26 protein-coding genes and 4 pseudogenes are annotated in these 25,623 nt (G+C 69.5%); 16 read left to right on the top strand and 14 right to left on the bottom strand.

What is annotated here, in order from left to right:
- Window positions 1-23 precede the first annotated feature (23 nt).
- The 6 genes from AB0C75_RS33645 to AB0C75_RS33620 all read right to left on the bottom strand — a co-directional run bounded on the left by AB0C75_RS33645 (window position 24) and on the right by AB0C75_RS33620 (window position 7,062).
- Window positions 24-1,067: a 2-hydroxyacid dehydrogenase gene (locus tag AB0C75_RS33645; protein WP_362895959.1), complete on the bottom strand. Its 1,044-nt coding sequence runs from the start codon at window positions 1,065-1,067 to the stop codon at window positions 24-26.
- A complete protein-coding gene (locus tag AB0C75_RS33640) occupies window positions 1,064-1,687 on the bottom strand; it encodes a histidine phosphatase family protein (RefSeq protein WP_362895957.1) in 624 nt (207 codons plus the stop codon). Before AB0C75_RS33640 ends, AB0C75_RS33645 begins: the two co-directional genes overlap by 4 nt.
- A complete protein-coding gene (locus AB0C75_RS33635) occupies window positions 1,684-3,183 on the bottom strand; it encodes an FGGY family carbohydrate kinase (protein ID WP_362895955.1) in 1,500 nt (499 codons plus the stop codon). Before AB0C75_RS33635 ends, AB0C75_RS33640 begins: the two co-directional genes overlap by 4 nt.
- Window positions 3,180-4,691: an FGGY-family carbohydrate kinase gene (locus tag AB0C75_RS33630; protein WP_362895953.1), complete on the bottom strand. Its 1,512-nt coding sequence runs from the start codon at window positions 4,689-4,691 to the stop codon at window positions 3,180-3,182. The genes AB0C75_RS33635 and AB0C75_RS33630 overlap by 4 nt, the downstream gene beginning before the upstream one ends.
- A 4-nt stretch (window positions 4,692-4,695) precedes the next feature.
- The gene (locus AB0C75_RS33625; RefSeq protein WP_362896004.1) at window positions 4,696-5,820 is read right to left on the bottom strand and encodes a sugar ABC transporter permease; all 1,125 of its coding nucleotides are present in this window, start codon (window positions 5,818-5,820) and stop codon (window positions 4,696-4,698) included.
- A 159-nt stretch (window positions 5,821-5,979) separates the two neighbouring features.
- The gene (locus AB0C75_RS33620; protein ID WP_362895951.1) at window positions 5,980-7,062 is read right to left on the bottom strand and encodes a sugar ABC transporter substrate-binding protein; all 1,083 of its coding nucleotides are present in this window, start codon (window positions 7,060-7,062) and stop codon (window positions 5,980-5,982) included.
- Between the two features lie 268 nt (window positions 7,063-7,330).
- Here AB0C75_RS33620 and AB0C75_RS33615 point away from each other — a divergent pair, with 268 nt between their 5' ends.
- From AB0C75_RS33615 to AB0C75_RS33605, 3 genes are all read left to right on the top strand, one after another.
- Window positions 7,331-8,119 (top strand): DeoR/GlpR family DNA-binding transcription regulator, encoded by a 789-nt coding sequence (locus AB0C75_RS33615; protein WP_362896002.1) that lies wholly within the window; start codon window positions 7,331-7,333, stop codon window positions 8,117-8,119.
- A 101-nt stretch (window positions 8,120-8,220) separates the two neighbouring features.
- Complete coding sequence (panD, locus tag AB0C75_RS33610) at window positions 8,221-8,646, top strand: aspartate 1-decarboxylase (protein ID WP_362895950.1); 426 nt, start codon at window positions 8,221-8,223, stop codon at window positions 8,644-8,646.
- 38 nt (window positions 8,647-8,684) lie between these two features.
- Window positions 8,685-9,041, top strand: coding sequence for a GNAT family N-acetyltransferase (locus tag AB0C75_RS33605; protein ID WP_362895948.1), 357 nt, complete (start codon window positions 8,685-8,687; stop codon window positions 9,039-9,041).
- A gap of 338 nt (window positions 9,042-9,379) precedes the next feature.
- On the opposite strand, the gene AB0C75_RS33600 is transcribed toward AB0C75_RS33605, so the two are convergent.
- The 3 genes from AB0C75_RS33600 to AB0C75_RS33590 form a co-directional block, all read right to left on the bottom strand.
- On the bottom strand, window positions 9,380-9,589 hold the full coding sequence (locus tag AB0C75_RS33600; RefSeq protein WP_362895946.1) for a hypothetical protein: 210 nt from the start codon (window positions 9,587-9,589) through the stop codon (window positions 9,380-9,382).
- Window positions 9,590-9,723: 134 nt separating this feature from the next.
- Window positions 9,724-9,912 (bottom strand): hypothetical protein, encoded by a 189-nt coding sequence (locus tag AB0C75_RS33595; RefSeq protein ID WP_362895944.1) that lies wholly within the window; start codon window positions 9,910-9,912, stop codon window positions 9,724-9,726.
- 28 nt (window positions 9,913-9,940) lie between these two features.
- Complete coding sequence (locus AB0C75_RS33590; protein ID WP_362895942.1) at window positions 9,941-10,786, bottom strand: IclR family transcriptional regulator; 846 nt, start codon at window positions 10,784-10,786, stop codon at window positions 9,941-9,943.
- 70 nt (window positions 10,787-10,856) lie between these two features.
- Between AB0C75_RS33590 and AB0C75_RS33585 the strand changes: the two genes are divergently transcribed.
- From AB0C75_RS33585 to AB0C75_RS33575, 3 genes are all read left to right on the top strand, one after another.
- Window positions 10,857-11,807, top strand: a complete 951-nt coding sequence (locus AB0C75_RS33585; protein ID WP_362895940.1) for an amidohydrolase family protein — start codon at window positions 10,857-10,859, stop codon at window positions 11,805-11,807.
- A 77-nt stretch (window positions 11,808-11,884) separates the two neighbouring features.
- Window positions 11,885-13,330 (top strand): amidohydrolase family protein, encoded by a 1,446-nt coding sequence (locus AB0C75_RS33580; protein ID WP_362895938.1) that lies wholly within the window; start codon window positions 11,885-11,887, stop codon window positions 13,328-13,330.
- 55 nt (window positions 13,331-13,385) lie between these two features.
- A complete protein-coding gene (locus AB0C75_RS33575; protein ID WP_362895936.1) occupies window positions 13,386-14,237 on the top strand; it encodes a TetR/AcrR family transcriptional regulator in 852 nt (283 codons plus the stop codon).
- A 72-nt stretch (window positions 14,238-14,309) separates the two neighbouring features.
- Here the strand turns inward: AB0C75_RS33575 and AB0C75_RS33570 are convergent, their stop codons facing one another.
- Window positions 14,310-14,885: a helix-turn-helix domain-containing protein gene (locus AB0C75_RS33570; protein ID WP_362895934.1), complete on the bottom strand. Its 576-nt coding sequence runs from the start codon at window positions 14,883-14,885 to the stop codon at window positions 14,310-14,312.
- A 139-nt stretch (window positions 14,886-15,024) separates the two neighbouring features.
- On the opposite strand from AB0C75_RS33570, the gene AB0C75_RS33565 reads away from it, so the two are divergent.
- Window positions 15,025-15,843, top strand: coding sequence for an SDR family oxidoreductase (locus AB0C75_RS33565; RefSeq protein WP_362895932.1), 819 nt, complete (start codon window positions 15,025-15,027; stop codon window positions 15,841-15,843).
- A 397-nt stretch (window positions 15,844-16,240) separates the two neighbouring features.
- Here the strand turns inward: AB0C75_RS33565 and AB0C75_RS33560 are convergent, their stop codons facing one another.
- On the bottom strand, window positions 16,241-16,711 hold the full coding sequence (locus AB0C75_RS33560) for a GNAT family N-acetyltransferase (RefSeq protein WP_362895930.1): 471 nt from the start codon (window positions 16,709-16,711) through the stop codon (window positions 16,241-16,243).
- Window positions 16,712-16,811: 100 nt separating this feature from the next.
- On the opposite strand from AB0C75_RS33560, the gene AB0C75_RS33555 reads away from it, so the two are divergent.
- Both AB0C75_RS33555 and AB0C75_RS33550 read left to right on the top strand, forming a co-directional pair.
- Window positions 16,812-17,048, top strand: a complete 237-nt coding sequence (locus AB0C75_RS33555) for a transposase (protein WP_362895928.1) — start codon at window positions 16,812-16,814, stop codon at window positions 17,046-17,048.
- 54 nt (window positions 17,049-17,102) lie between these two features.
- The gene (locus AB0C75_RS33550; protein ID WP_362895926.1) at window positions 17,103-17,555 is read left to right on the top strand and encodes an FCD domain-containing protein; all 453 of its coding nucleotides are present in this window, start codon (window positions 17,103-17,105) and stop codon (window positions 17,553-17,555) included.
- Window positions 17,556-17,604: 49 nt separating this feature from the next.
- Here AB0C75_RS33550 and AB0C75_RS33545 read toward each other — a convergent pair.
- Window positions 17,605-17,796, bottom strand: a pseudogene (locus AB0C75_RS33545) (hypothetical protein); the annotation flags it as partial.
- Window positions 17,797-17,989: 193 nt separating this feature from the next.
- Between AB0C75_RS33545 and AB0C75_RS33540 the strand changes: the two are divergent.
- The 5 genes and pseudogenes from AB0C75_RS33540 (at window position 17,990) to AB0C75_RS33520 (ending at window position 20,995) form a co-directional block, all read left to right on the top strand.
- Window positions 17,990-18,739 (top strand): SDR family oxidoreductase, encoded by a 750-nt coding sequence (locus AB0C75_RS33540; RefSeq protein ID WP_362895925.1) that lies wholly within the window; start codon window positions 17,990-17,992, stop codon window positions 18,737-18,739.
- Between the two features lie 94 nt (window positions 18,740-18,833).
- A pseudogene (locus AB0C75_RS33535) lies at window positions 18,834-19,148 on the top strand (nuclear transport factor 2 family protein).
- Between the two features lie 116 nt (window positions 19,149-19,264).
- A pseudogene (locus AB0C75_RS33530) lies at window positions 19,265-19,468 on the top strand (site-specific integrase); the annotation flags it as partial.
- 175 nt (window positions 19,469-19,643) lie between these two features.
- Window positions 19,644-20,054: a heme-binding protein gene (locus AB0C75_RS33525; protein WP_362895923.1), complete on the top strand. Its 411-nt coding sequence runs from the start codon at window positions 19,644-19,646 to the stop codon at window positions 20,052-20,054.
- A gap of 95 nt (window positions 20,055-20,149) precedes the next feature.
- The gene (locus AB0C75_RS33520; protein WP_362895921.1) at window positions 20,150-20,995 is read left to right on the top strand and encodes an SDR family oxidoreductase; all 846 of its coding nucleotides are present in this window, start codon (window positions 20,150-20,152) and stop codon (window positions 20,993-20,995) included.
- Between the two features lie 56 nt (window positions 20,996-21,051).
- On the opposite strand, the pseudogene AB0C75_RS33515 reads toward AB0C75_RS33520, so the two are convergent.
- Window positions 21,052-21,511 (bottom strand): annotated as a pseudogene (locus AB0C75_RS33515) (acetyl-coenzyme A synthetase N-terminal domain-containing protein); the annotation flags it as partial.
- 232 nt (window positions 21,512-21,743) lie between these two features.
- Between AB0C75_RS33515 and AB0C75_RS33510 the strand changes: the two are divergent.
- Window positions 21,744-23,969 carry a CocE/NonD family hydrolase gene (locus AB0C75_RS33510; RefSeq protein ID WP_362895920.1) on the top strand — a complete coding sequence of 742 codons (2,226 nt, stop codon included), beginning with the start codon at window positions 21,744-21,746 and terminating at the stop codon, window positions 23,967-23,969.
- A 63-nt stretch (window positions 23,970-24,032) separates the two neighbouring features.
- Here AB0C75_RS33510 and AB0C75_RS33505 read toward each other — a convergent pair whose 3' ends face one another.
- Window positions 24,033-24,731: a hypothetical protein gene (locus tag AB0C75_RS33505; RefSeq protein ID WP_362895918.1), complete on the bottom strand. Its 699-nt coding sequence runs from the start codon at window positions 24,729-24,731 to the stop codon at window positions 24,033-24,035.
- 116 nt (window positions 24,732-24,847) lie between these two features.
- Here AB0C75_RS33505 and AB0C75_RS33500 point away from each other — a divergent pair, with 116 nt between their 5' ends.
- Window positions 24,848-25,498, top strand: coding sequence for a helix-turn-helix domain-containing protein (locus tag AB0C75_RS33500; protein WP_362895916.1), 651 nt, complete (start codon window positions 24,848-24,850; stop codon window positions 25,496-25,498).
- Window positions 25,499-25,623: the final 125 nt, after the last annotated feature.

Raw genomic sequence — 25,623 nt, 5'->3', positions numbered from 1 at the left:
CGCCCGGCCAAGTGGGCCCACGGTCAGGACCGGGTCCGCAGCACCTCCGGGTTGGCGCAGTGGGCAGGGGCGCGGCCGGCCAGGAACCGGGCGACCTCACCGGCCACGAGGGCGCACGCGTTGTGGGCGGTCTGCTTGCTGGCGCCGGCCAGATGCGGGGTCATCACCACATGGGGGGTGCGCCGGAGCCGGGAGCCGGACGGCAGCGGCTCCTCGGGATAGACGTCGAAGGCCGCGCCGAAGAGCCGGCCCTCGTCCAGGGCGTCGCAGACGGCGTCGTAGTCGAGCAGGGAGCCGCGGGCACAGTTGACGAGTACGCCGCCGGGAGGCATGAGCCCGATCAGCTCACGGGAGAGTAGCCGCTCGGTCCCGGGGGTGGCCCGGGCGTGCAGGGTGACGAAGGACGAGCGGCGCATCAGTTCGGGGAGGCCCACCAGCTCCACCGGGCCCGCCTGCGCCAGGCCGGCCTCGCCGACGTACGGGTCGGCGACCAGGACACGGGCACCGAAGCCGTGGACGATGCGGGCCACCCGGGAGCCGATGGCGCCGTATCCCACGATGCCGACCGTGCTGCCCGCCAGCTCGGGGCCGACGCTGTCGTAGTCGTAGTAGTCGCCCCGCCAGACGCCCGCGCTGAGGTCCTGGTGCGTGGCGGGGACGCGGCGGGTGGCGGCCAGCATCAGGGCGACGGTGTGCTCGGCGGTGGCAATGGCGTTGCGGCCGGGAGCGAAGGTGACCGCGACGCCGTGCCGGGTGGCGGCCGCGAGGTTGGCGTTGACCGGGCCGCCCCGGCCGACGCAGAACAGGCGGAGCCCCGGGCTGGCGTCGAGGACCCGTTCCGTCAGCGGTGCCATCTGGGTGACGCAGATGTCCACACCGTCCAACGCCTCGATGAGCTGGTCCTCGGTACCGGATGCCTCGTCGACCTCGGCCACAGCGCCGAAGGGCTCGACGGGCCAGGGCAGGGTCAGTTCGCGGAAGGTGGCCCCGGGCGCCACCGGCCGGATGCGGTCGGTGAGCAGGGAGTTACGGACGAAGTGGTCGCCGGCCGCGAGGATCGTGGTCACTCGGGTACTCCTGGGGTCACGTGCTGGTTCAGCGACAGCAGCGAGGGTGTGCCGTCGCCGAGGACGATTTCGTTCAACGCGCAGTTGGCCAGGTAGGGGAAGACACGGCGGTAGTCACGCAGCGGGACCCCGAGCAGCCGGCACAGGGCGAGCCGGATCGCGGTGGAGTGGGCCACGACGAGGACGCGACCCTCCGGGTGGCCGGCCCGCAGAGCGGCGAGGAAGCCGGCGTAGCGTTCGCCGGCGGCGACGGGATCCTCTCCCTCCGGGAAGTGGCTGCCGACCGGGTCGGCGTCGAAGGCCTTGAGCGTGCCCGGAAGGCTCTCCCGCATCTCGGCGCGGGTCATCCCCTCGGCGACGCCGAAATCGACTTCACGCAGCCGTGGTTCGAGATGCAGCGGCAGACCGGCGCGGGCCGCGCTTCCCTCCGCGGTCCGCCGGCAGCGTCGCATCGGGGATGACCAGACCGCCGTGAGTTCCGCCCGCCCCGCCCAGGAAGCGAGCCGGGCGGCCTGGGCGCGTCCGCGCTCGGACAGGTCGATGTCGCTGACCCCGGCGTAGCGGTTCTCGTCATGCCAGACGCTCTCCCCGTGGCGGACGAAGAAGACATGAAGGCTCATGGTGCGGTCCCTTTCCGTGCGTGGGCCGCGACGCTCTCGGGCAGCCAGCCGCGCTGGACCAGCAGATCGAGCAGCCGGACGTAGCCCTCGTCATGCGTGGATCGTTGCGAGGCCCGTGGCTCCAGCGTCCGGCCTGGCCGCACCATCGAGGCTGCGGCACGGTCCAGACCGCCCGGACCCCCGAAGGCGGAGGCGGCGAGTACGGCCATGCCGAGCGCGGGAGAGGCCTGGCGGGGCAGCGACACGGGCCGGCCCAGCACATCGGCGCGGAGCTGGTTCCACACCGGGTTGCGGGTCGCGCCGCCGGTGAGGACGACGGCCCCGTCGGTCGGGGCGCCGAGCAGTTCCACGGAGGCGAAGCAGAGGCGTTCGAGGTATGCGACGCCCTGCATCAGCGCGGCGAAGTCCTCGGCGCGGCCCGCCGGTTCCCGGCTGCGGAACGCCACGGCGTCCGGGGCGACGAAGGGGAACCGCTCCCCGGGGGAGACCAGCGGATAGCGCAGCAGCCCGGTGGGCAGCAGTGGCGCGGCGTCGTCGCTCAGCCGGTCCAGGTCCGCACCGGGGAATTCCCGGGCGACCAGGCCCGCACCGGTGCTGGAAGCGCCGCCGGGCAGCCAGTGGCCTGAGGGGGAGCGGTGGGAGTAGACGACACCGTTCGGGTCGTGCAGCAGGTCCTTCGAGACACCCTTGAGGACGAGCGTGGTGCCCAGGACCGAGTTCCAGCTGCCGACGGCGGTCGCCCCGGAGCCCAGATGGGCCGCACAGCCGTCGGTCATCCCGGCGACCACGGGGATTCCCGGGACGAGCCCGCACTCGGCCGCGGCACCGGCGCAGACCTCTCCGATGACGGTGCCCGGCAGCACCAGGTCCGGAAGGGCCGTGGTGGGGATGCCCAGCTCGGCCAGTACCTGTTCGGGCCAGGTCACTGTCGCGGCGTCGGCCCCTGTCTTGAGGGCGTTGCTGGTGTCGGTGGGTACCTCGTGCCCGACGAGCCTGCGGTTGATCACATCGCTCTGGTGGGCGAGACGCCAGCCGTCCGTCACCGCGTGCGGATACCGGTCGAGCAGCCGGCGGAGCTTGGGCAGCCCCCAGGAGCGCTGCATCCGCCGGTAGCCGGCCTTGGCCCACTGCTGTTCGCCGACCGCGTTGACCTGCTCGGTCTCCACACCGGCACGGCCGTCGTCGTACATGAGCCCGGGCGTGACGCACCTGCCGTGCCGGTCGGTCAGCGCGATGGTTCCGGACGTCGCGTCGACGGCCACCGCCCCGACACGACGCGGGTCGGCGTCCGCGGCGCAGGCCTGTCCTACGGCCGAGCAGACCGCACGCCACCACTGCTGCGGGTCCTGCTCATGGCGTTCGCCCCGCCGGTCACTGGTCAGCGGCGACGACCCCGTGCCGAGCAGCCGGCCGTCCGAGGTCACGGCGACCGCGCGGACCCCCTGCGTACCCAGGTCGATGCCCAGCCACACGTCAGGGCCGGCGTCGTCGGTCATGTGCGCGCTCCGCCGGAGAGCCCCGAGCCCTCGCGCCCGAGCGCCCAGATGGGCCGGTGCAGCTCCCGCAACCGGAGGAACTCCGCGTAACGAGCGCTCACGGCCTGGCCCTTGGCCGGGTCCGGCTCACAGGTCGCGGAGATCCGTACGTGCCGTGCCGCAGCCGTGGCGAAGTCCGGCTCGCGGCCCGTCGCGACCATGCCGGTCAGCCAGGCGCCGCGGGCCCCGGTCTCGGCGTCGGCGGGAATCGCCACCGGCAGGCCGACGACATCCGCGATCAGCCGCGTCCAGTACACGCTGCGGGCACCGCCGCCGCTGAGGGTCAACAGCTCCGGGGTGGCCACGGAGGCGGCGAGGCAGTCACGGATGGCCATGGTGGCGCCCTCCACCACCGCGCGGGCCACATCCTCCCGGCCGCTGTCGAGGGACAGGCCGGAAAGGGAACCACGGGCTCCCGGGTCGAAGAACGGGGCGCGTTCGCCGGCCGATGAGACATAGGGCAGGAAGCGCACTCCGGCCGTGCCGTCGGAGCCGTGCTCGGCCAGGGTCATCAGGCCGCTGACGGAGTCGAGCCCGAGAAGCCGTGCGCCCCAGAGCAGCATGTCGCCGCCGCTCATGGTCGGGAAGGCGCGGAGATAGTGCCCGGGGACGCCCAGGGTGACGGTGATGCCCACCGGCTCGTCGGTGAGCACACCGCCGGCCGAGTCGCTGACGATCTCGGTCGACAGCGTGGTGCCGAGCACGGTGCAGGCCCGGCCGGTGCTGACGGCCCCGGAGCCGATGGCGGTGGCGCAGATGTCGTAGGGCGCCAGCACCACCGGAATGCCCGCGGGCAGCCCGGTCGCCTCGGTGGCCGTGGTGCTGAGCGCCGTCACACGGTGGTCGTCGTCACGGAGCCCGGGCAGCAGCTCTCGGGCCCACTCCAGGCCGTACAGCTCGAACAGCCGGTCGGACCAGGTGCGGCGCCCGATGTCCAGGAAGGGCGCGGACGCCTCGGACTCGTCCACGGCCGCCTCCCCGGTGAGCTTCAGGAAGAGCCAGCCGCCGCAGGTCAGCAGGTGGCGTGCGTGGCGTGTCCGGTCAGGGTCGTGCTCCCGCATCCAGGCCAGTACCGCGTTGGGCATACCCGTGGACAGCCGGGAACCGCAGATCCTGAAGGCCTGCTCCAGGGTGCCGTCGCGCTCCCACCCCGCGACGAGACCGGCGGCCCGGCCGTCGTTCCACAGCACGGCGGGCCCGGTGGGGCGCCCCCGGTCGTCGACGAGCCACGCCCCGTCGCCCTGCCCGGTGACGGCGACCAGTTCGGGCGGCTCCGGCAGCGCGGCCACGACTTCGCGGGTCGCGGAGGTGACTGCCTCCCAGACCTGGTCCATGTCCTGCTCGGCCCGGCCGGGCTCGGGCCTCAGCACCTGGGTCGAGCGATGACTGACCGTCAGTTCGCTCCCGTCGGAGCCGTATCCGACGACCTTGACCGTGGTGGTGCCGGCGTCGATGGCCAGCGACGTCATGCTCTCAGCCCCTTCCGTGTGCCTGCCGCGAGCGGCGGGCGGCGGAGTCCAGGGCGACGGCGACCAGCAGCACGCAGCCCGTGATGATGAAGCGGTACGAGGAGTCGAGATTGAGCAGGGTGAGCCCGCTGGAGATCGACTGGATGACGAGGACGCCGAGCAGGGCGGCGAAGGCCGAACCACGGCCGCCGAAGAGGCTCGTGCCACCGATCACCGCGGCGGCGATGGCGTTGAGGTTCACGTCCGAAGTGCCCGTGCTCTGGTTCGCCGCCGCGAGACGGGCCGCGGCCAGGACCCCACCGGTCGCGGCGAGCGTGGAACACATGACGAACGCCGCGGTGTACACGGCGCGTACGTCGATACCCGCCCTGCGCGCGGCCTCCGCGTTACCGCCCACCGCGTACAGGGACCGGCCGAACCCCGTCCGGGTGAGGACGTGGTGCAGGATCAGGACCAGGGCGACGAAGAGCACGAACATCCATGGCACACCGCGGGTGCGGTTCAGGTAGTACACCGCGAACAGCAGGGCCGCCGTCAGCACGAGGGAGCGCACGAGCAGCCACCGAGGTGAGTCGGACGGCAGTCCGGCGCGATGGCGACCGCGGGCACGCGCCAGACCGACGGCGAGGAACCCCCCGGCCGCCAGGAGCGTGAGGGCGTAGGCCAGCGCCTCGGGGACGAACCACACCTGGGCGAACCGCACCAGGCCGGAGTTGTACGGCAGGTTGATGGCGTTCTGGCCGCGCAGGAGCCAGAGCTGGGTGCCGAGGAAGGCCAGCAGGCCGCCGAGGGTCACGACGAAGCTGGGCACGCCGAAGCGGTTGAGCATCTGCCCGTATACCCAGCCGATCACCGCACCGACACCGGCTGCCAGCAGGACCGCCAGCCACACCGACTGTTCATGACGGACCATCACCACGCCCGTGGTGGCGGCGGCGACACCACTCACGGAGCCGACCGACAGGTCGATCTGGCCGACCAGCAGGACGCACACCACGCCGAGCGCGATCACCCCCAGGGACACCATGTCGAAGGCGAGGTTCACCAGGTTGGTGCTGGAGAGGAACGTCCGGTTCAGGGACTGGAAGATCGTCCAGATCACCACGACCCCGGCGACGACCGGCAGCATGCCCGGATCGCCTGCCCTGGCCCGGCGGACCGTGTCGCGGACGCTGTCGCGGAAACCGTGCCGCGCCGGTGGAGGTCCGTCCAGCGGGCCCCGGCCAGCGGCACTCGTGATCATGGAGCTCGTCATACGTACCCTCTCCCGCTCCGGTACAGCACGCCGCTACTCGATGCCCAGACGCCGGCAGTCGTCGGCGTACACCCGGGTGCAGACATCCGCTGCCTTGAGTACCCCGCCGGGGCCGAGGACGACCTTCCCGATGTTGTCCCGCGTCACCACCGTCGGTTCGAACAGCTGCGAAGGCGTGTCGAAGAGCGTCGTGTCCGCCTCGGGCGTCTTCCCCTCCATCAGCTGATGGGCGGCCACCGCCGCCGCCTCGGCGACCGTCCTGATGGGCTTGGAGATGGTGTTGTACTGGTCGCCCGAGACGACGCGCTGGACCGCCGCGAGCTCGGCGTCGTTGCCGGTGACCGGAGGGACCTTCACCTCGGCGCCCTTGAAGGCCGCGATCGCGCCGCCCCCTGTACCGTCGTTGGCGGCCACCACACCGGCGATCCGGCCGGGGTGCTGGGCGATCTGCCCGCTCACCCACTGCTGCGCCTTCTCCGGCGACCAGTCCGGGGTGTCGTACTCGGCGAGCAGATCGAACCCGCTGTCGTCCACGGCCTTGTGGATGCCCTTCCTGATCAGCCCGGCAGCGGCGTCGGTCGGAGAGCCGTTGACCTGGAGCAGGCCGCCCTTCGCTCCTGTCTTGTCGAGATGGCCGACCAGTGAGCGGCCGATGGCTTCGCCGATCGCCTCGTTGTCGAACGAGACGTAGAAGTCCGCAGGCTTCTTCGACACAGGGCGGTCGTAGGCGATCACCTTGACGTCCTGGGAATGCGCCATCTGCACGATGGTGGACGCCGAGTCGGAGTCGACCGGGTCCAGCACGATGACCTTGGCGCCTTGCGCCATCGCTGAGTTGGCCTGTTGCTGCTGCAACGCCGCGTCGCTGTCGGCATTCTGATAGATGACCTTGCACTCCCGGCAGAGCGTTCCCATGCGCTTCTTGAAGAGCGGGGCGTCGTACTGCTCGTACCTGGTGGAGGCCAGGTCGGGCATCAGGAACGCGACCTTGCCCACGCCGCTTCCACTGCCGCTTCCGTTTCCGCCGGAGCCGGTCGTGCCGGGTTCCTCCGCACATGACACGAGGGCGCCCATGGCGAGGATGCCGGTGAGAACAAGATGTGCCGGTCTTCTCATGTTCCACTCCCTGCGCGTGGACGCTGAAGGCAACGCTCAGGAAACTCAGATGTTTCATTTGTGTCAACGGGCCGCAGTAATTGAACAATTGCAGTGCCGTTTCCCCCGTATTCGATGTTCGCTCGGCTTCCGGGTCCGGCATTCGGGATGCGGAGCCCGGCCGTCGGTCCTCGTTCCGGAGCGCGGCGACAGCATCTGCAAGGAATGTTCACTTCACAGAAAACGAACAGGAGCGCTTGTGGGAGCAGAGGACCGACAGCCGGCCGATGTGAGCGGCAGGAAGCCCCGCGAACGGCGGGAGCGCATCAAAGCCCGTGTCGTGGACACGGGCTTCGTCCGGATCGAGCAACTGGCGGACGAGCTGGGCGTGACCGCCATGACCATCCGACGCGATCTCGACCACCTGCAGGACAGAGGCTGGCTGAGGAAGGTCCGAGGAGGCGCGACCGCTCAGCCTTCGACCGCCTTCCACGGCGACGTCCGCCACCGTGCCGGCGCCATGACGGCGGCCAAGGAGGCCATCGCCCGCGCCGCCCTCCCTCTGGTCAAGCCCGGGCAGGCGGTCGTCATCGACGACAGCACGACGGCCCTGGCGCTCACCCGGCTCCTGGACCAGCACGCCCCGCTGACCGTGATCACCAACTTCGGCCCCGTCACCCAGTCGCTGGCCGGCAGCCCGGGCATCGAACTCATCTCGCTGGGCGGCACCTACTACCCCGCCTACGACGCCTTCCTCGGCCTGCGCACCGTGGACGCCGTGGCCAGTCTCAGTGCCGACACGCTCTTCGCCTCCACGACCGCCATCACCCGTGGCCACTGCTACCACCAGTCGCAGGAGACGGTGGCGGTGAAGCGTGCCCTGATGGATGCCTGCGCGCGCAAGATCCTTCTGGTCGACCACACGAAGTTCCGCCGCCGAGGCCTCTACCAGCTGGCCCCCGTGACCGCCTTCGACCTTGTCATCGTCGACTCGGGGATCCCGGCCTTCGACCTCGACGCCCTCCAGGCCGACGGCGTCGAGGTTCTCGTGGCCCGCCCGGAGCAGCACTGCCCGTGACCTGGTGGGAGCTGACCCGGCACACGACTCGTAGTAAGGTAGGGAAACAGCACTTGACCTGCAAAAACGCAGGCAGGGAGCCTAGGGCCAGGAGTACCTCGATGATGCGCACCATGTTCAAGTCCAAGATCCACAGGGCCACCGTGACCCAGGCCGACCTGCACTATGTGGGTTCCGTGACGGTCGACGCCGACCTCATGGACGCCGCGGACCTGCTGCCCGGCGAGCTCGTGCACATCGTGGACATCGACAACGGCGCCCGGCTGGAGACGTACGTCATCGAGGGGGAGCGAGGCTCCGGCGTCATCGGGATCAACGGCGCCGCCGCCCACCTCGTGCACCCCGGCGACCTGGTCATTCTCATCAGCTACGCCCAGGTCGACGACGCCGAGGCACGTGCCCTCGTGCCGAGCGTCGTGCATGTCGACGCGGGGAACCGCATCGTGGCCCTGGGCGCCGACGCGTCCGCCCCCGTGCCGGGTACGCGCACCGAGCGCAGCCCGCAGGCCGTCCCCGCACGAGGCTGATCCGTCCCACGCGTCCACCGTGCGAGGGAGCACCCGCCATGGCAGAGAAGAACACCGCAACGGAGATCAGGGACGACCGCGAGAGCGGCAAGCTCGTGGCCTACGCGGACGGCTCGGCCGCGGGGATCATCGGGTACTTCGCGATGTACCCCGAGCCGGGTGCGCTCGTGGCCGTGCACACCGTCGTCCAGCCCGAGCACGAGGGCAAGGGCATCGCAGGCGCGCTCGCGCGGGAGCTCTACGCCCTGGCGGCCCGCCAGGGCGTACCCGTCGTCCCCCTCTGCCCGTACGTCGCCGCGTGGGCGCTGCGGCACCCCGATCTGGCGCCCGGTGCGCCCGAGGACCTGGTGCGCCGGGCGGAGCGGCAGCTCGGGTCCCATCCCGAGCTGTTCTGAGCCCGGTCGGGGGACCCTGGCCGGGAGTCACGGTGCGTACGTATGGACTCGGCAGGCGAGGGAAGCCGCACCGGGAGACGGTGGAGAGGAGATCCATCGCGTCCCGTTCGTCGACCTGGAGGACCGTGATGACGCACCCCAGTCCCGACCCCGTGCCCACGCCGACGCCCCCGCCCGTGCCGGGGCCGCCGACGCCGGTGCCCACCCCGCCACCCGCACCGCCGGGCCCCATGCCGCCCGGACCCGCGCCCGACCCGATTCCGCAGCCGCCCAACCCGAACCCTGAACCTGTACCCGAGCCTGAGCCCTCGCCCCAGCCGGCCGGGTGAGCACCGGGATCACGCGTCGTCGACGGCGCTCAGTACCGATCGCAACTGGTCCAGGGCGTCCCGCAGTGTCGCGGCCGGCACTGGGGCCAGTGCGCGCTGGAGCGCGGTCGTCGCCGAGGCCGTGGCGGCCTGAGCGGTGGTGGCTATCGCCGCCGCCGGGACCCCCGGCGCGGTGGTCGACGGAAGCCGCAGGACACTTCTGCCGGGCCTGATCGACACGCACATGCACATGCTCGGCCGGCAGGACCTGGAGAACCTGGCGCGGTGGGGTGTCACGACCGGCCTCGACATGGCAGCCTGGCCGCTCCCGTTCGTCACCGAGATGCGCGGGCAGACGGGCGTGGCGCAGGTCTTCAGCGCGACGGCGCGGCACCGGTGCAGGACAGGGCGGTCTCGGTGTAATCGGTCTGCTGGGAGCGCTTCTTTCCGGTCGTCATCGGGTACGACTCGGTGACCGTCCGGTCCAGACGCCCGGTGAAGGCCAGGTCCTTGGTCAGGTCGGCGGCGCTGGTCTCGATGCCGATGGGGGCCGGGCTCAGCACGGCCGACCCTGACGGGACACGGCGAAGGTCAACGCGCCCCCGTCGAGGCTGACATGCGCGGAGCCGCTCGCTGTCCGTCCTCCTCGAGCCGACGGGAGATCGCACGTGCCGTCGCCCGCACGGCCGGTCCGTAGCCCGCATCGGCGAAGCCTGTACTGGGTGCCACGACGGACAGCGCCGCCACCACCTCTTTGCCGTCCCGCACCGGCGCGGCGACGGTGGTGAGCTGCCAGGGATGACTCTGCCGGCCGAAGGCATGGTCACCACGTCTTACTTCCGCCAGCACGCGGCGCAGGTCAGTCGGGGTGCAGATGTCGTCATGCCCCTCCACGCGCTCGTAGGTGGCGATAGCGTGCTCCTGGACGGCCGGGGGCGAGAAGGCGAGCAGCACCAGTCCGGCGCCGGTGGAGGTGAGCGGGAGGCGGCCTCCCACGCGGTAGCGCACGGGGCTGGAGTCCAGTGCCGAAAGCCGTTCGACGAGCAGGGCCTCGTCCTGCTCGCGTACGGCGAGCAGCACGTGCTGCCGCGTGACATGGAAGAGGTCTTCCATGTAGGGCATGGCCACGGACCGCAGTCCGTGACCGCGCGGTGCCAGGGACGCGGTCTCCAGCAATCGGAGGCCCACGACGTAGCGGCCGTCGTCGAGACGCTCCAGCGCACCCACGTCGACCAGCGACCTGGCGATCCGCAGCGCACTGCTGCGGGGGATACCGCTTCGCTGCGCGAGCTCGCCGAGAGTCTGCGCACGATGGTCGCTGTCGAAGGCGTTGAGCAGGGTGAACGCCCGATCGATGACAGGTTGCCCTTCGGCGGGCCTCCCTCCGCGTCGTGGCCGGCCGCCACCGGCGGAGATCCCTGTTTCATTCATCGGCATCACCCATGCCACCTTACGGCTTCGTTCCTACGCTCGTTCAGGTACGCACCTACATCCGACGGGAGCCGACATGACCCCGACAGGCCTCATCGACGTCCATGCCCATTTCGTCACCGACAGCTATGTCGCCGCGGCTCGATCCGCGGGTATCGAACAACCCGACGGGATGCCCGGCTGGCCGGCATGGAGCGTCGAACGCCATCTCGACCTGATGGAACGCTCAGGGATCGAGAAGTCGTACGTGTCGATCTCCTCTCCGGGCGTGCACTTCGGGAACGACGGCGCCGCACGGGTCCTCGCCCGGGACGTCAACGAGTCCGGCGCCCAGGTCCGGAGCGACTGTCCGCGACGGTTCGGTCACTTCGCCTCCCTGCCCCTGCCGGACGTCGAGGGCTCGCTTGCCGAAACCGCCCATGCCCTGGACGTACTCGGTGCGGACGGAGTCACCGTGGAGACCAACCATCACGGCCTCTACCTCGGCGACCCCAAGTTCGAACCGCTGTGGGATGACCTCGACCGCCGCGGTGCCCTCGTCTTCGTCCATCCCACGTCACCGCCGCACGCCGACGAACTGTCCCTGGGGCGTCCGCGACCGATGCTGGAGTTCCTCTTCGACACCGCCCGCACCGCGAGCGACCTGCTCCTGCGTGGCGTCCTCACCCGCCACCCGCGGATCCGTTGGGTGCTGACCCACGGCGGGGGAGCGCTGCCGCTGCTCGCCGACCGCATGGACATGTTCAGCGCCGTGGTGGGCGGCGGAGCGAAGGACGCGCCCAGCGCGGTGGAGCAGCTCGGCCGGCTCTGGTACGACATGGCCGGGACGCCCTTCCCGCGTCAGATCCCCGCGCTCGGCGCCGCGTTCGGCACCGACCGCCTCCTGTACGGCAGCGACTACTGCTGGACACCAGCCGCCGCGGCGCGCGCCCAGGTCACGTCCGTCGACTCGGCGGCGCAACCGTCCGCCACCGACACCTGGCGGGACCTCACGACCCGGAACGCGCGCCGACTGTTCACCACCTGACGTCCCCCGACTGACGCTGACAGGAAACAGGCCGCCAGGCCCCCTGGAGGGGCGCCAAAAGGTCATCAAGGAGAGATATGAGCAGGTATGTGGAGCAGCCCTCGGTCAAGGGGCATGTCCTGCTACGGGACGTCATCGTGGTCGACCCGCTGGACGGCCGGCGCACCCCCGGCCAGGACGTGGTGGTCGAGGGCGGCCGGATCACCTCGGTGACGGCGACCGGCTCACCCGCCACGCACGCACACGTGGTGGAGGGGCGGGGCCGGTTCGTCGTCCCGGCGTTCATGGACATGCACCTGCACGCCTTGAACACCCCGGAGGACGTGGACGGCTCCTATGCGCTGATGCTCGCCAACGGTGTCGTCGGCTTCCGTCAGATGTCGGGAAACAGGGCGCTGCTGGAGTCCCGGAGCAAGGGAACGCTGCCGCAACCGACCGGAGCGCCGGCTCTCAAAGCGACCGCTGGTGACCTGCTCACCCCGCTGAACGCGAGCACCGTCGACGGCGCGGTGCGGGCTGTGCAGGAACAGCACCGTGACGGTGCCGACTTCGTCAAGGCGGGTATGACGACCCGGGAGACGTTCCTGGCAGCCCTCGGGGAGGCGAATCGACTCGGCATCCGGCTGGGCGGTCATCTGCCCGCCGACCTGGACCCCCGGGAGGCCGCACGTGCTGGGGTGTGGTCGATCGAGCACCTCGGCCCTGGTGTCACCGTGTTCGCCGCGGCCTCCTCCAAGGAGGGTGAGGTCCGTGCCGCCCACGCCACCCGCAAGCTCCCGCCCATCCCCAAGATCAAGGTTCCCGGCGCCGACAAGCTGGCCATGAAACTGATCAAGGGCATGGTCACGAACCCGGCGACCGGGACCTCCGAGGAGGAAGCCCACGCCTACGAACTCGCCGACGGCTCCTACGACCAGCGGAAGGCGGAGGAACTGGCCGCCCTGTTCGTCGAACACTCCACCTGGCAGTGCCCGACCCTGATCCGGGTCCACACCCAGCAGTTCGGCGACTCAGCCGTACACACCGAGGACCCGAGGCGCCGCTACATGGCCCCCGGGGAACTGCGCGCCTGGGACAAGTCGTCGAAGAAGTTCTCCAAGCTCCCCGGGGCCACCCGCGACGCGCTGCACAACCACTGGGCGGCCCAGCTGAGGATGACCAGGACCTTCGCAGACGCCGGGGTCCCGATGGTCGCGGGAACCGACGCATGCGGGGCTGCCGGGATCATCCCGGGGTTTGCCCTTCACGACGAGTTCGACCACCTCGCCGAGGCAGGGCTCGACCCACTGACGATCCTCCGGATGTCGACCACCGAGCCGGCCCGGTTCCTGGGCGAGGAGGGTGCTTTCGGCCGTATCGCCCCCGGAATGCCCGCCGACCTGGTCCTCCTGGACGAGGATCCACTGGCGAGCCACACCGGTCTCCGCGCGATCGCGGGAGTGATGAGGGACGGTTCCTGGTGGTCCCGCGCCGAACTCGACGCCGTCCTGGAGCGCGTCGCCACACATCCGGGCGCTCACTGACCGCGGACCTGACGCACGGTGGCTTGGACCTCGCATCAATAGTAAATTGACACACATGTCGAGTACCAGGCCTCCGGCGGATGTCCAGATCTCCCAGGAGATCATCGAGGCAACCTTGCGGGCAGCGGAGAAGCTGCGCGTCCCCGTGGCCGAGGTGACCTTGCGGGACATCGCCCTGGAGGCCGGTATCTCGCGCAGTACGTTGGTCCGCCGGCTGGGCGGCACCCGGCACACCCTGGACGAGGCGCTTCGCGCGGCCGGCATCGAACCAGGAGGACGGAAGCCGGTCAGAGAACGCGCCATCGAGGCCACCGGCGCCCAGATCAGCACGCAGGGGCTGGGGTCGGTGACCTTTGAACGCGTGGCAGCCGCGGCCGGATGTTCCGTGCCCAGCCTCTACGCGACTTTCGGAGGGCGTGACGAACTGCTACGTGCCGTCTTCGACCGCTACACCCCCATGGTCGATGTCGAGGCGTTCCTGGCCGGGCCGCGCGGCAGCCTGGAGGACGCCGTACGTCACCTCCACCGGCTGATGATCGACGCTCTTGAACGCGAGCCGCGTGTCCTGCCGGCCCTCCTGGCAGAGGTCTTCGCCCGCCCCGGTGACGAGAACGTCCGGCTGGCCTTCCAGAGCCTGACGCCTCGTATGCTGGCGGGCCTCGGGGCGTGGCTCGCTGAAGAGGCAGCCGCCGGACGTGTCCGTGATCTGCCGCCACTGCTGCTCACGCAGATGATGACCGGCCCGATCTTCCTGCATTTCTTGCTGCGCCCGGTCGCGAGCCAGGTCATCGCGGCAGACATGCCGAGCAAGGAAGAGGCCATCGAGACATTCAGCCAAGCCTTCCTCCGAGCCGTGGCTCTGCCCCCGTCAGGCGACGGGGACGGGCACCCACCGCACGCGGACTGACCAGCAAGATCCACTTGGGGTGCGACGGCCAGGGCCGTCCGCTCGCCGTCACCCGCACCGGCAGCTGTCGGCTCAGGTGCGCGGGCCGGCGCCGTGCAGCAGGGTGTCGACGATGCGGGCGGCGACGGTGTCCGGGTCGGCGGGGTCGTCGTTGCCGTGGAGGGCTGCCCCGAGGAGCGCGTAGTAGACCCGACGCACCCAGTCGAGGTCGGCTGTCGCGTCGATGAGCTTGTCCGCTCGGGCGCGTTCCAGCACGGTGGTACAGCGGCGAGCGATGTCCTGCTGCAGGATGGCGGCCTCGCTGTCCGGGTCGGCAGGCAACTCGAGGGCGAACGCCCAGGCGCTCTTGACCTGGAGGACGTTGGCCGTGATCCGGTGCATCGCCACCAGAGGCGGCGCGGTGTCCGGTCTGCCGTCGTCCACCGCCTGGGCGAGCTGGCGGGCCGCTGATGTGGCCAGCGCCTCGAGCAGTGCCTGGCGACTGGCGAACCGCCGGTGGACCGTCGTACGGGCCACTCCCGCGGCTACGGCGATCTGCTCCATGGACGCGCCGGGCTCCTGGGCGAGCACCTGCTCGGCTGCCCCCAGGATCGCACGTACGCTGCGCTCCGCGTCCGCTCGCAACGTCCGCTCCGTCGACTTGTTCATCACGTCTCCATCAGACCACTTACACAGGAATACGGCACAAGGGTGAGGTGGCCAACCCTACAACTGCGACAGGTCTGTTGCGGATAAGTGAAGTACTGCTACCTTCACTCCCAGTTGTTACCGACTGGAGGAGTAACCCGTGCACAGCACTGCCCTTGTCACCGGAGCGTCGTCAGGCCTCGGCGCGGAGTTCGCCGCGCAACTCGCCGCCCAGGGACACGATCTGGTCCTGGTGGCGCGCTCCGGTGATCGGCTGGCCGCCCTCGCGGAGCGTCTGACCGCCGAGCACGGTGTCCGTGCCGAAGTGCTGGTCCAGGACCTCGCCGAGCCGGATGCGGCCCGCCGCATCGCCGACCGGCTGGCCGCCCGCGGTCTGACCGTCGACCTGCTGGTCAACAACGCGGGCTTCGGTACCTGCGGTCGCTTCGAAGAGATATCGGGGGCCCGCGACCACGATCAGCTGATGGTCAATGTCGTCGCACTCGTCGACCTCACCCATGCGCTGCTGCCCGGGATGCTGGAGCGCGGCCGCGGCTCGGTCGTCAACGTCGCCTCCAACGCCGCCTTCCAGCCTTCCCCTTACTTCGCCGTCTACGGTGCGGCCAAGGCTTTCGTGCTGAGTTTCGGCCTCGCCCTGCGTCAGGAGTACCGGCGGCGCGGCATCCGCGTGCTCACCCTGTGCCCCGGCCCGGTGGAGACCGCCTTCTTCGACACCATCGGCACCCGCCGGGCGGCCGTCACCGGCGCCATGACCACCCCGGAGCCCGTCGTGCGCGCCGCGCTGCGCGCGCTGGAGCGTGATCGCGGCTACGTCGCCCCCGGCCTCGGCAACGCCCTGGTTGCCCATCTCGCACCCCGCCGCCCCCGGTCCCTGGTCGCCGCTGTCGCCGAGCGCATCACCCGCAAGGTGCTGGCCACCCCTGCCGCAGACCCGGCTCTGCCGGAGCACTCCGCCTGAAACTCCCCGTCACTGCTATCGGTACGCCGCCAGCCATGCGCGTCCGCACCTTTCCCTGCTGGCCATCACGCTCCTGCCCGAGCCTGGCCCGCTGAGGGTCTTTGTGTACCCAGCCGCCCTGTCTGTTCCCATGCTGTTGGCCGCGGGCCCCGCCGCGACAAACCGACACCACACCACCCCCTGGTGAGAGTGCGCGAGTTGCCCGGATCGCCGCACCCGCCCGCCGTCCAGGGCCACGTGGCCGGGCCACTGGGCCCTGGCGGCTCTCGTTTGCGGGCGCGTCTGTGCGTCACCCGGGATCGCTCTGTGCGGGGCAGTAGGGGAGAGCGAAGGGCAGACCGAGGTCGGCGGGCAGGAGAGCGCCGACCCAGGTGTCCTTCAGGCTATTCCTGTTGGTCTACGCCGCACGAAGGGTGCCTTCCCTGATGAAGCCGACCTTCTCCGCCACGGCCCAGGATGCCCTGTTCCCCGCCTCCGCTCTCCACTCCAGGCGCTGGACTCCTCGTTCGGTGAAGGACCACTTGGCCAGGGCGAGCACCGCCTCCGTCGCATAGCCTCGGCCTCGGTGCTCCGCCACAGTCCAGTACCCGATTCCCCATGTGTCGGCGTGACGGTGCACATTGACGGATGCCACCAGCCCTCCGCTTTCCTGGTCCTCCACCGCAAAGTGGTACATCTTTTCGTCGTTCCAGCCGTGCGGCACCAGTTCGCGTAAGTAGAAGGCGGCGTGCTGACGTTCGTACGGTTCGGGAAAGTCCGTCCACCGCTGGATTTCGACATCTTGGCAGGCGGCGAAGACCGTGTCCTCGTCGCTGGGATCATGCGGGCGTAGAAGCAGACGCTGTGTCGTCAGCGAGATGGGTTCCATAGGCGGTTATTCTGACGCTCGCCCACACTCGGCCATCGATTTGCGATGCGCACCGAGCCTGTTGCATATGTGGATCTTGACTGCGAAATGATCACGGATCGTGGGACGCGGAGATCTGACGGACGAGCAGTGGGACCGGCTGGAGTTGCTCTTGCCCAGAGGGAAGAAGTCTGGGCGGCCGCCGATATGGACGCGGCGGCAGCTGGTCAACGGGATACGGTGGCGGACCCGGGCCGGGGCGCCGTGGCGCGATGTGCCCGAATGGTACGGACCGTGGGACCGGGTCTACGACCTGTTCAGGCGCTGGCAGCGGGACGGTACCTGGAAGCGCATCTAGCACCGCGCCCGTGTAGCGGCATTCAGTGACGAAGACCTCGACGAGCTCTACGCGATGCGCATCAGCCTGGAGTCGCTCGCGATCGGGATCGCCGTCCCGCGGATGAGCGAGGAGCACCTGCAAGGCCTCGACCGGTATCTCCAGGAGATGGACGACACCGCGAGCACCGGCGACGTGGAGCAGTGGGAGTGCCCCCACGAGAAGTTCCACCGTGCCCTGGTCCACCCGTCGGGCCCACGCCTCGAGCGGGAACTCGCCCTGCTGTCCGACCACGCCACGCGCTACCGCATGGCCTTCGTGTCATGGAACCCGCTCGAGTGGCAAGCGGGTACGAGCGAGCAGCACCGCACGATCGCGGAGGCGGTGAAGGCGCGTGACGCGAGCGCTGCCGCCCACGCGCTGGCGGCCCATCTCGGCCGGACCGCTCTCGTGGTGCTCTCGATGGCTTCGCCCATGTACGAGCCCGTGCGCGTGCGCAGAGCGCTGGCTGCCGCATGCGGCCCGTAGCTCGGCTCGTTCCTGTGGGGTCGGCCGGTGGCCGGCCCCACTCGGCGTGTCAGACGGCGGCCGTGGCACGTGAAGGGGCGAGGCGTCGCTCCGCGTTCGTGGTCAGGCGCCTGGTCATGAGGGTGATGGCGGCCCAGGTGATCAGGGTTTCGGAGTGCTGGATGAGGCGTTCGTAGTCCCTCGCGTGGCGGCGGGCGTGCATCATCCAGGCCAGCGCCCTCTCAACGACCCAGCGGCGAGGCGGGCCGGGATCGGCCTACGAGGAAGGCGGGAGGCAGCCGCTCTTCGGCGCACCAGTCCGCTGGCTGGGGTGGCGATGATGTTTGTGGAGTGACCCGAAACTTCTGTCACCCAATGCCGGAAATGTCCGCATAGTCTCGTCCGTAATAGGTGATCACGTCGATCGCCAGCAAGGACGTGAAGGAGTGCGGGGCATGACTGAGAACACGCTGCGTGACAAGGTAGCCGTCGTCGGCGGTGGCGAGAAGAACCTGGGCGGTCTGATCAGCAGGACATTCGCGGAGGCCGGGGCGAAGGTGGTCGTGCACTATCACAGCTCCGAGAGCGACGCCGAGCAGACGGTGAAGGCGATCCAGGAGGCCGGAGGGCAGGCCGCTTCCGTCCAGGGGGACCTGACGAAGGTCGCCGACGTACGGCGGCTCTTCGACACGGCGGTGGACACCTACGGCGGCGCCGACATCGCGGTCAACACGACCGGGATGGTGCTGCGCAAGCCGATCCTGGAGACCACCGAGGAAGACTACGACCGCATGTTCGGCATCAACGCCAAGGCGGCGTACTTCTTCATCCAGGAGGCCGGACGCCGGCTGAACGACCACGGCAAGATCATCAGCCTGGGCACGTCGCTGCTGGCCGCCTTCACCGATGGCTACTCCACCTACGCCGGTGGCAAGGCGCCGCTGGAGCACTTCACCCGGGCTGCGGCCAAGGAGTTCGCGGACCGCGGGATCTCCGTGAACACGGTGGCTCCGGGGCCGATGGACACGCCGTTCTTCTACCCGCAGGAGACCCCGGAGCGGGTGGAGTTCCACAAGTCGCAGGCGATGGGCAACCACCTCACCCGCATTGAGGACATCGTCCCGATCATCAGGTTCCTGGCCACCGAAGGATGGTGGTTCACCGGTCAGACGATGTTCCCCAACGGTGGCTACACCACACGCTGACCCCGCGCCCTCCCGGCGGGGCTTCCCGGTCGGCTCCCGGCGCGGCCAGGCCCCGCCGGCGTCGGCGCCCGGCGCGCAGCACCAGGAGATACTGATGACCGCACATCCGAGTGACCCTGCGGTGGCAGCCGCCGTCACCGCCGTCACCGCCGACGACAAGGGACGCCCTCTTCGCCACGCTGACCGATGACGCCACCCTGCCCGACGACGGCACCGACCGTGACCTTGCCACGTGGGTGGAGCGCGAGATCTTCTCCTCGAACAGCCGCATGGACATGAGGACGTCTCAGTCGACAGCCGGACCCTGAGGGCCACGTACACCAACCCCACCTGGGGCAGTATGCGCACGCGCTGGGCCTTCACCGCCACCGGTGGGCGCATCAGTCGCTTCGAAACCGGCCAAGCCTGAAGCAGCTCTTCGTGTCCGCCGTCGTAGGTCGCCGAGGTCGCCGAGGAGACGCGGCCGATCGGCGATGTGGTGGAGCGTCAATGCGCACACGACTCCGTCGAATGTGCGGCCGCGCCCGCGGCCCGGGGGCCGGCTGGGACCTGCACGAGTACCGCCATTCCGCCCTTACCCACCTCGGCGGGCAGGGCGCCTCACTGCTGATGCTGATGGCGAAGTCCCGGCACAAGAAGCCGGAGAACGTCCGCCGTTACTTCAAGCCGTCTCCCGAGGCGGTCTCGGAACTGACCAGCCTGCTCGCGCCCGGCGACGCGCGGCGCTGAGTCACCTGTCCGGGCGTAACGCGCGAACCGGGCCCGGAGGCCGCTTCGTCCACGGAGATGGCGCTGTGCCGGACAAGAAGACGCTGACGGACCTACGAATCTGTTCGAATGTCGAAGAGAACGGGGTGGTTGCGTCGAAAGGCGTCCTGACATTGGAGGATCTACCGTCTCTCTTATGCGCAGCACACACACTGTGGGTCTCAGCGATGCCCGCCGGATCATCGACGCGGGCATCGCCGAGGCGGACCGTATCGGCTCTCCCAGCAACATCGCCGTCGCGGACGCGGGTGGCAGTCTGGTCGCTCACGTGCGCATGGACGGAGCCCAGCTCGGCAGCATCGAGCACTCCATCGACAAGGCGCACACCAGCGTTCTGTTCCGGTCGGCCACCGGCGATCTGACCCGGGACTCCGAGCCCGGCGGGCAGTTCTGGGGCATGGCCCTGTCCGGGCTGGGCCGGGTGCTGGTCTTCGCGGGCGGAGTGCCGCTCAGGGCCGACGGGGAAGTGGCGGGCGCGGTCGGGGTCAGTGGCGGCTCGCGGGAACAGGACACCACCGTGGCAGAGGCCGCAGCCGCAGCCTTGTAGACAAGCCGAACCGCGGATACGGCGGCGGGGGCAGGGGCGTCCGAGGATCGGTGTCTGGAACAGGCCGGACACCAGCAGAGGAAGGCTCAACCACCATGGCGGGACCGATTCTCATCACTGGAGCGGGCAGCGGCTTCGGCAAGGAGGTCGCGCTGCGGCTCGCGGCGGCCGGGCACCAGGTGATTGCGGGCGTGGAGATCATCGCGCAGGTAACCGCGGTCCGTGCCGAGGCGCGGGAGCGGGGCGTCGAACTGCGAGTCGAGAAACTCGACGTCACCGACCCCGGCGACCGCGAGAATGCCTGGACCTGGGACGTCGAGGTCCTCCTCAACAACGCCGGTGTTTCCGAAGGCGGCGCCACCGCCGACATCACCGAGGAACGGCTACGCCGCCAGTTCGAGGTCAATGTCTTCGGGCCCGTCCTGCTCACCCAGGGCATCGCCCGTCAGATGGCCGCCCGCCACGGTGGGCGCATCGTCTTCATGTCCTCGGTCGCCGGACTCACAGTCGACCCGTTCACCGGTGCCTACGCCGGATCGAAGCACGCGGTGGAGGCGTTCGCCGACGCGCTGGACCAGGAGCTGGCCGAGTTCGGCGTCACGGTCGCCACGATCAACCCCGGGCCCTTCCTCACCGGCTTCAACGACACGATGTTCGAGACGTGGAAGGAATGGCGCGACGACCCCGCCGACCGCCTCTACGACTACGCTGAACTGGCCTTCCCACACGAGCAGTACGACCCCGAACCGGTCTACGAGCGCACGGTACGGGTCCTGCTCGGCGAGGAACGGCGCTACCGCAACCTGCTGCCCGAAGAGATGGAGCCGCAGGCCCGCCAACAGGTTGACGCCCTGTGGGACCGGCAGCTCAACGACGGCAGCCGCCCCGCCCTCGTGCAGAAGGCGTACGACATCAGTCCGGGCACGCCGGTCCAGGACTGATTCCCCGCAGCCCCGAGCAGCCCGTCAACTATCTGCCTTGCGGCGCACCACCAGTAGTGCTCGATCCGCCGGGTGCGGCTCACCGCTTCGTCGACGGTGGGCTTGAGCGCGGACGGCTTGCCGCGTCGGTAGCCGCCGTCCGCGGTGATCACGATTTTGGCGTCCGCGTCGTCGATGGGGGAGGTCACGGCGTCGGCGGAGAAGCCGCCGATGACCGGCTTCGACGTGCCGGTCGACGCAGTTGTACACCACATTCAGCTCGCCGTCCGCGAACCGCTTCGCGAAGGGCGGGTTCGACCGGTCCAGGGTCTGGGAGGGCTCGGTGGCCCAGCTCGGCCGCCGGGGCTGCTCCGCCCAGAAGGCCCGGCCGGTCGCCCTTGGCCTGCACGTATGCCTCGGCTGTGACGTTGGCACCCGAGTGATGCCGGCCGGGGGAGCGAAGCGCCGCTCCTCCTTCGCGAGGCCGGCGATCGACGGCCCTTCACCGGATGCTCGACCGTCCTGTGATGCAGGCATGTCTACTCGTTCTCCCTCAAGTGCTCGGGTCTCCCTGTGTGACGCAGGGACCACGCCCTGCCCAGCTTCGCGACGACGCGAGGCATGACACGCTAGTGAATGTAGTGTGTAATCGAGTTTCCGTACAGTGCACACGGGGCGTCTCGTTGATATCAGCGTTGGTTGATGCGGCTCGCCGTACCACCGACTGCGAAGCACGCCGGCCCCGTCGACTGAAGGCAAGAAGGAAACGATGACTCTCACAGGCGTACTGGCCGGGCCCATCGCCGGTCTGAAGTATGAGACCCCCACCTGCCGCGGCCTCACCGACGAGAGCGGCGCGTTCCGGTACGAGGACGGGGAACGTATCGCGTTCCTCGTCGGGAACACCGCGATCGGGCACGCCTCCGCAGCGCCTCGGCTTCATCTCGCGCAGATCGTCGCGCGCGTCGACGGCGACATCAGCAAGCTCAAGGATCCGGGCGTGACCAACATCGCCCGCCTGGTCTTCACCCTCGGCCGCAGCGGCGTCCGGGACAGCGGAACCGTCATCGCTCCTGAGGTGCACGACATCATCGGCGACCGGAAAATCGACTTCCGCCACGACGCCGACTACGCGGGCACCAGCGTGACCGACAAGATCCAGGCATTCACCGACGACCAGGTCATCGTCGGGCTCCTCGACGACCTCAACCGGTCCGGCGTCTTCACCGACACGACGCCACGGGAGTTGTGCACCCCCGCGAACGCCCGCAACGAGCTCCGCCGCAACGCCATGGGCATCCTTCGTTTCCGCGACGTGATGATCCCGCTGCAGAACGGCGGCCATGTGTTCGCCGACGTGTTCCGTCCGGCGGAGCCCGGGACCTACCCGGTCATCGTCAGCTGCGGTCCCTACGGAAAAGCCTTCAACCACCATTCCATCTCCAGCGATGCCGAACTCGAGCACCACGAACAGATGGAGGAGGACTACTTCTCCGGCAACGCGGATGGCCTGCAATTCGAGAACCACGAGACCGTCAACACCGCGACGTGGGTACCCGATGGCTACGCGGTCGTGCGCGTGGACATGCCGGGCTCCGGCAGGAGTCCTGGCCAGCTGGCCCCCTGGGGTATCGCCGGGGCCGAGGCGTTCCACGACGCGATCGAGTGGGCCGGGGTCCAGCCCTGGTCGAACGGCGCGGTCGGGCTCTGGGGCATGTCGTATCTCGCGGTCAGCCAGCACGCCGCCGCGAGCCTCCGCCCCTCGCACCTCAAGGCGATGATCGCCATCGGAACGGACGTCGACCTGTACGAGGAGGTCGCCTACAACGGCGGCATCCTCAACGAGCAGTTCTTTCCGATCTGGAAGCAAGCCGGGTTCGTGCCGGCCATCTGCGGTGAACCTGACATCGCCGACTTCACCCGCATCATGAAGGACAGCCCCTTCAAGGACTCCAATCCGGATCTCATATTCGGGCCGCGCGCCGAAATGTTCATGAGTCCGGACCTGAGCCAGGTCACGGTGCCGCTGTGGTCGGTCGCCGCCACGACTCACGTCGCCCACTTCCACCAGCTCGGCAGCAGCGAGGCATACCTCGGCACTCCGACCGCCGACAAGAAGCTCGACTTCTGGGAGGACTGGTTCCAGAAGTCGTACGCCGCCGATACCGTCGTCCGGCACAAGGCGTTCTTCGACCACTGGCTCAAGGGCATCGACAACGGGATCATGGACACCCCGCCGGTGCGTCTGGAGATCCGCACCGGCAACGGGGCCTCCTACATCCAGGAGGAGAACGAGTGGCCGATCGCCAGGACGAACTACACCAAGTGGTTCCTCGACGCGAGCCCGGCGGGCTGGGCCGGGGACGCCACGCGCCCCGGCTTCCTGCGACTCCTGACGTCGGAGCCGACGGCTGAGCAGGACGCGGGCTACTCCGCCGACGTCGAGTCGGCGGACCCCCGCACGACCGGTGTCTCGTTCATCAGCGAGCGCCTGGCGGAGGACTCCGTCGTCGCCGGATACGGCAGAGCCGCGCTGTGGGTGTCGTCCACGAGCGAGGACATGGACATCTATGTCTCGGTGCGCGTCATCGACGAGCAGGATCGCGAGGTCGACTTCACCGGCATCACCACGATGAACTACCCGGACCGCATCGCGCCGTTCGTCAAGGGATGGCTCAAGGCGTCGCACCGCAAGCTCGACACCGAACGCTCCACCGCCTGTACGCCCAAGCACACTCACCTCAAGGACGACCACGCACCTCTTCGCGGAGGTGAGGTGGTGCCGGTGGAGATCGAGCTCATCCCCAGCACGGGACTGATCCGGAAGGGCCAGCGTCTCCGCATCGACATCCAGCCGTACGACGGCGTCGCGCACGGGATGCACCATGCCTATGACGTGACCTACCACGCAGGCGCCACCAATACTGTTCACACCGGACCGAGCCATGTCTCCTACGTGCAGCTACCGATCGTGCCGCGTCACCCGGCGGCGTAGTCATCGGCCGGCGCCCCGGGTAGCATCGCCCGCGCTACCCGGGCCACCGGAGTCCCCGGATCCTCAGGCGCGAGCCGCGGCGGCGGCGAGGATCCAGTTCCGGAACTCGACGGCGTAGTGCCGGAGATGGTGCTCCAGGACATCCTCCGGGCAGGAGGTGGGCACATAGACCGTGAGGCTCGCTGTGAAGCCGTCAGCGGTGTCACCGAACTGGGTCAGCGCCCGCCCGACGACCGTGCCGTCGGCGAGGAAGAGGTTCGAGGACATCTTGTGCGGAAAGTCGGACTCCGGCAGGAGTTCCTCCGCCTCCGAGGCCCAGGCCATCGCGTCCGTGCCCCAGCCGCCCATGAAGAAGGAACAGACGTGGGGGCCGATGTTCTCCACCACGTTGAACGATCCGTCGGCCTCGGGGGCCATCACGTAGTGCTCGGGGTGCGCCGCGAGGAGCTCGCTCTCGTCGGCAGCGAATGCCTTGTCCATCCAGGCCAGGAACTCACCGGATGTCAGCCCCTGTGCCGTCAGCACCGTCGTACCACCCGTGAAGCTGCCGCCGGAGGTGCGCGCGCTCTCCCGCAGGAAGGCATTGCCCTCTTCGATGTCCGCGGCCAGGAGATCGAGCAGGCCCTGGCGTCCCAGCCGTGTCCTGAAGCGGTGCAGGACGCGGCGTGCGTAGAACAGCTCGAAGTCGTCGATACTCCCGGGGCCGGTGGGTCCCGAGGCGAGGGTGACGGCGACGGGCGGCGAAGTCTGGTTGTCGGTCATTCTCGAACCTCCGTATAATGCGAACGTGAATTCACATTCGCGTAACGAGATTACCCAGCGAGGTGCATTCCTTGTCAAGGGCCTCTGCCGAGACCGCCGCCGATACGATGCGGGGCATGATCGATGAGCCGAACCGTCGCGCGCACTATCGGGAACCCCGGCAGGCGCGCAGTGCTGAGACCTTGGCTCGGGTGCTGGGGGCGGCCGAGGAGATCGCCTCCTCGGCGGGCCTGGAGGAGATGACGATCGCCGGTGTCGCGAAGCGCGCCGGCGTCTCGGTCGGCTCGATCTATCGCCGCTTCGAAGGCAAGGAACAGCTCGTCGCCGCCCTGACCGAGCGAATGCTGGAACGTCGTGAGGAGTACGTCGCCGAGCAGCTGAGCGCAGCTGATTCGTCACTCTCCGGAGTCATTGACGCCTATGCGTATGCGTTGCTGCAGTCCTTCGCCGACGGCGACAACCTCTTCCCCGAGCTGCTGCGCGCACGAGGAACCAGTGCGTTGGGCCGTGGGGCCCGCACCATCACCGAGATCCACCGGCTCCTGCTCGAAGCCGCGGCCCCCTACGCCCACCAGGTAAGGCGCTCCGATCCCGCAGCGGCGCTGGACACCGTGGCCCGTGCCATCCTCGGTGCCTGCTTCCACAACTCCCTGCGGCCCGACCCCGTCACCGGCGAGGTGGCCCGAATCCGGTACGCGGACGAACTCGGCGACATGGCGCTCGCCTATCTCCTCGCGCCCGACCGCCCCCGCGCCGTCCAGGCCTGAGCCGCCGGCGCCGGCCCTGCGGCCTTTCCTCTTGGGTTCTAGTGGTCGTCGCAACACCCCAGCTCGGGGAGTGCGATGGACTTCGAGGTCCGGGACCGTTCGATCAACCGGGGGCGTCGTTCCCT

It is taken from the genome of Streptomyces sp. NPDC048565, assembly GCF_040650935.1.
GTDB lineage: Bacteria > Actinomycetota > Actinomycetes > Streptomycetales > Streptomycetaceae > Streptomyces.
Note: the sequence above shows the minus strand (reverse complement) of the source record. Positions and strands in the feature narration are given on the sequence as shown.